Source organism: Pseudoalteromonas sp. L23 (assembly GCF_021728455.1).
Lineage (GTDB): Bacteria > Pseudomonadota > Gammaproteobacteria > Enterobacterales > Alteromonadaceae > Pseudoalteromonas.
The window spans coordinates 1-4659 of sequence record NZ_JAKKCW010000038.1 but is presented as its reverse complement, the minus strand read 5'-3'; the positions used below and the strand labels follow the sequence as shown (position 1 = coordinate 4659).

Annotated in this window: 7 protein-coding genes; 5 read left to right on the top strand and 2 right to left on the bottom strand. The window is 37.2% G+C overall.

The features are described from left to right. On the top strand, positions 1–200 hold a 200-nt coding region (locus L3V43_RS23520), incomplete at its 5' end, for an EF-hand domain-containing protein (protein ID WP_237117423.1). Between the two features lie 9 nt (positions 201–209). After that, positions 210–416, top strand: coding sequence for an EF-hand domain-containing protein (locus L3V43_RS23515; RefSeq protein ID WP_237117524.1), 207 nt, complete (start codon positions 210–212; stop codon positions 414–416). A 367-nt stretch (positions 417–783) separates the two neighbouring features. On the opposite strand, the gene L3V43_RS23510 is transcribed toward L3V43_RS23515, so the two are convergent. After that, a complete protein-coding gene (locus L3V43_RS23510; protein ID WP_045963047.1) occupies positions 784–966 on the bottom strand; it encodes an AlpA family transcriptional regulator in 183 nt (60 codons plus the stop codon). A 146-nt stretch (positions 967–1112) separates the two neighbouring features. On the opposite strand from L3V43_RS23510, the gene radC reads away from it, so the two are divergent. Beyond that, entirely contained in the window at positions 1113–1598 is a 486-nt protein-coding gene (radC, locus tag L3V43_RS23505; protein ID WP_237117525.1) for a DNA repair protein RadC, read from the top strand. Between the two features lie 252 nt (positions 1599–1850). On the opposite strand, the gene L3V43_RS23500 is transcribed toward radC, so the two are convergent. Continuing rightward, positions 1851–2549, bottom strand: a complete 699-nt coding sequence (locus L3V43_RS23500; RefSeq protein WP_237117526.1) for an inovirus-type Gp2 protein — start codon at positions 2547–2549, stop codon at positions 1851–1853. 943 nt (positions 2550–3492) lie between these two features. Between L3V43_RS23500 and L3V43_RS23495 the strand changes: the two genes are divergently transcribed. Then, on the top strand, positions 3493–3999 hold the full coding sequence (locus tag L3V43_RS23495; protein ID WP_237117527.1) for a hypothetical protein: 507 nt from the start codon (positions 3493–3495) through the stop codon (positions 3997–3999). 416 nt (positions 4000–4415) lie between these two features. Further along, positions 4416–4659: transposase (locus L3V43_RS23490; protein WP_237123951.1), on the top strand; the 244-nt coding region annotated here is incomplete at its 3' end.

Here is a 4659-nt window from a genome sequence, read left to right as displayed (position 1 = left end):
TATCAATCACAGGTCTAACATTGGCTTCAGCAAATACTATTGCTGGTGAAGATTTCGCAAGCTATGACACAGATGGCAACGGTGCTATTAGCATGAGTGAAGCAAAAGTAAATACAGCGCTTATCGAGCAGTTTAAAGACTTAGATGTAAACGCTGACGGAGAACTAAACGAAACTGAGTTCTCTAACTTTAAAGGCTAGGAGGTCACAATGAAAAAGTTAGCAACAGTAATTACAGCCGCCACAGTACTTTTTGCCGGTTCAGCAATGGCAGCAGAATTTAACGATTTTGATTTAGATAAAGACGGTTTTATCTCTAAAAGTGAAGCGTCAATGTCAGAATCTCTTGCTTCAATCTTTGATAAGCTCGACAGCGACGGAGATGGCAAACTGTCTGAGAAAGAATTTAATCAGTAATGATGGTAAGGACAGCATCTTTCTGAGCTCAGTAATATACTGAGCTTTTTTGTTTGATAAAATTCCTTTACCTAATAAATCTTCTGGCTCCTTAAGCTCCTACATATACCTGTAAAAATAATAGAACCACTGATCTACAACGATCAATTTAGGCCAGAAAAGTCAGGTCTGGTAAGAAGATTTCTGATAACTATCATTGCTGACAGTGCCCAATCAACTAGGACAAAGAAGTGATTAATCATCTTACAGGGAGAAAGGTAGAGTAATTTCAGTGTTCTGCATTGCGTCAAGTACACCAAACTAACTGTGCTTTAGTTCCTTTTTAGGGGGTCTGCGTTAATAGCAGTTAAGTGAGCCCTTGGCAGATTTATAACTGTCTCTCTTTCACTTTTTCTCCGATCCAATCATCAATTTCAGATTCAACCCATGCAACAGCGCGGGCACCTAAACTAACTGACTTTGGAAATCCTCCTTTATTCATAAAGTCATAAATACTTGAACGGCTAAGACTAGTTTTTTCAATCACTTGAGGAAGTTTGATGAGTTTCATTTTTGTCTCCTATGTGAATAAACTCATCAAAATAAGGGACTTGCGTAAAGTTTTACGCTCAGGCCATCACACTGTTCCCACTCAAATCGAACCAAATTGAAATCTATATCACTGCATCGAATCTATTAATTACTGAGGTATCAACGATGCAAATTCAAGAACATGCTATTTCAAATACTCCTGCGCTCCTTGATGATGAAGAAGTGCTGAACTGGGCCTCTAGGATCCTATTTAGTCGATTAAAAAGGCAGGGTAAAGTTTCCAACCCAGCTAGTGCAGTTGATTTTCTGAGATCAAAATTAGGTGCTAGGGAAAGAGAGGTATTTGCCGTAATTTATTTGAGTAACAGCAATGAGATTATCGAATATAAAGAATTGTTCTTTGGAACCATTAACGCTGCTTCTGTCTATCCACGAGAAGTTGTTAAAGATGTTTTAAAGTCCAATGCAGCCAATGTCATATTGGCACATAACCACCCCTCTGGAAGTTGTGATATATCAGATGCTGATCGATATATCACTAAGAAGCTTATCGATGCCTTGGCACTTATAGATGTTCAAATCTTAGACCACATAGTCATTGGCGACTCTTACGCATCATTTGCCGAAAGGGGAATAATCAACACTCTTTAATGGAGAACTTATGCAACACAACCCACGAACCGTAGAGTTGATCTCTCATGCAATAGCGATACTCATCATTATCAAAGAGTTAATAAAGGAGCACTAAGCATATTGGAGGGGTGGCTCCCCTCCTTGCTTACACTGCACAGACAAAGTTAAACCTGCTGCTGGGAGACGCATCGAGCCATTTTCAAAGTCAGCTTCGTCTGGGTACAGCAGTGTTTACTTGTATCACCTGAATTAGTGGATATTAAAATACTTCTATGCTCTGACAGGTAGTAACTTTAGTTTAATTGACGGCGAGCCATGCCCTATGTACCTAGTTTTACTCAAGTCTACAAATTTGGTTTCTGGTTTCGCCATGTACATAAGCCTTTTCATCACGTTTCTATACTCCTCGCTTAGCGTTTTCTGATCGTTCAAGTTGATCCAATGTACTTTTGAATCTGAGAATTGCACATTTATTTCGGCCAGCTGAGGTTCAATACTTAGCGCACTTGCCCATGCTTCAACAATGCACTCTTGTACAGACTTTTTTTTAGGCTTCTTATAACTTAGTAAGTGACTGTACCCCTTGGAATAACTCCTTAACATTCCAAAGTGATCTTTATCGAGAAACAGACAAACATGATAGTGTTCATTACCTGACTTTCCTTTCTCTTTAACCCAGACATAACGCAAAATTTGAGTTCTTGACACTGGTTTTCTTAAATAACTGTACTTGAGCTTTGATACCAATGAAGCTATAAATCGCTTCATCAAACTTTCATTTGATGCGAGAGGATTATCTTCTCCTTTGCATTGCCTAGGAATATGCAAATCAAATCTGACAACAGAAATACGCGAGTACTCACTTAACGCTTCTTTGAATTTGCTCTCTATAATTTCTTTGTGATTTACGATGACTTTGTAGCGCTTATCGAAGGGATTGGTCTGAACTCTTTGTGATAGTTTTTTCATTTTGAAACTCTTAATGTTTATTTGCTCACACTAAGAGACTGCAATGTAAAAAAGTACTTTTTATGGCTTTGTAATCAATACTATTCCTCTAACCTGCTTAGTATTCATTACTCTAGGTTGAAGTATATTAACTATACGGATTTCACTACAGAGAAAAGATAAAGCAGCATAGGCAATTTGATGATCCAATACCTTACAAATCTTGGCTTTTTTGGCTGTGGTCACTCTGAAGTTATTCACCACTTAATGATTGGATATTGAAACTGAATCCAGATGTATTGAACCCATAATTCGCTTGCTAAAGCTTCCATCGGCACGCTCTTTGCCGTAGCCCAATAACCAGTACCACACCACCTTTTCAACCGATTGAGCGTTACGAAACACGTGCGTAGCTACAAGCACTCACAAAACTTAGTCATTTCTAGACTCTAGGCCCATAAAAAGCAAGGAACCATTTAATTTTTATTGTTCGTAATTAGCTTTTAAAGCACTTTTAAAAATGCTTAAAATACCGTATAAATGACTTTAAAATGACTTAGTGATAAAAACAATGGCGTCCTTACTCGAATCTCTTAAGCTCGACGAATATAAACAACTAATCAAAGATGATCTAAAGACTTCTTTTGCTTACACCTACCTAGCTGACAAGTTTAGTCTCCGTAATTTTGCTAAGCGTATTGAGGAACAAAGAGCATTTGTGATTAGGAAAGTTTTTATAGATGATAGGGTCGATGAGGTGTTATTAGGTGAAATCTTAGAACATTGGCGCAACCTACATGAGTCAGCTCATACACTACCGAAAGACATATCTTCACTTAACATTAGACTAGTCAATTTTCTACACATCTTTTACACACACAAAAAACGATCATTAACACGCTTTGACTCTAAAAGTATCTCTATACACGTCGACTCTGATAGTATCTATATAAAATTGTACTTAATGCAGTTATTCGAGCCCCTACATTTTTCACTTCTGGATCTTGGTGTTGCGCGTTCTTGGAGTGAGGTTATAGATTTACACAATTCATGCACCTGTCAATTCAGGTGGCTAAAACATGACGAAGAATCTATTAATTGGGCTATTCAGTATATTGCTAAGAAAGAGAACGAGGCTCCTATACTTGATCCGACTAAGCGTTCAGTGAAAGAAATCTATCCGCATGTGCCTACGAATTTATGTGAAAAAGAGCTGTATGTGTGGTGTTATTTAGAAGCTTTGGCAATTATTAAAAATATAGATGCTTTCGAGAACACTATAAGAAAAATGAAAGCTTCTTATGCATCAAGAAAGCACAGAAAAAGCAAAAATGATAAAGTAGCTAGGCAGTTTTACATCGAAAAAAGTACTGCTAGTAAGTTAAAAAATATGGCTAAGTCTCGTGGACTTTCTCAAGAAGAACTCATTGAGCATTTGATACTGCAAGCAAGTGCAAAACCCAAAAAGTAGCTTTCTTATCAACCTACATGGGGAGTAAAACGGGGACCATACAAAACATAAAAATACAAATCCAATTAAAATCAATGAGATGAAAACATAAAAACATTCAGATCCAAAACATAGAATAGAAAATTATTAACCTTTACATAGGGTTATAAATCTTCATTTACCGTCATGTAACTATCAAATAGGGCCATGACGGTAACTCCAAATCTTCTAGAACCTTTATTAAACGTCAGTTCCCTTCAATTTTAAAAGTCGAAATACAAGTCATTTGGCGAGTCAGCCATTTTTCACTTTGCTAATCCATATTCTAGTCAACTTTTCAAGAAAGTTAAAAATTAGTTTAAGCTAGTGTAACTCCCCCAAAAAATGAAACAGTTCATAAGTAGAATTTTCCATTAACTAAAATAGGAAAATTTACGATGAGAAAAAGCAAGTTCACCGAAACCCAAATTGTCAGCATGATCAAAGAAGCTGAGTCAGGTATTCCTGTACCAGAAATCTGCCGTAAACATGGTATCGGCCAAAGTACATTTTACAAATGGCGCTCAAAGTATGGCGGGATGGAAGCTTCAGACGTTAAGCGACTTAAAGAGCTTGAAGAAGAAAACCGTAAGCTAAAAGATATGTTTGCAACGCTTAGCCTAAAGCACTCGATGCTTGAGG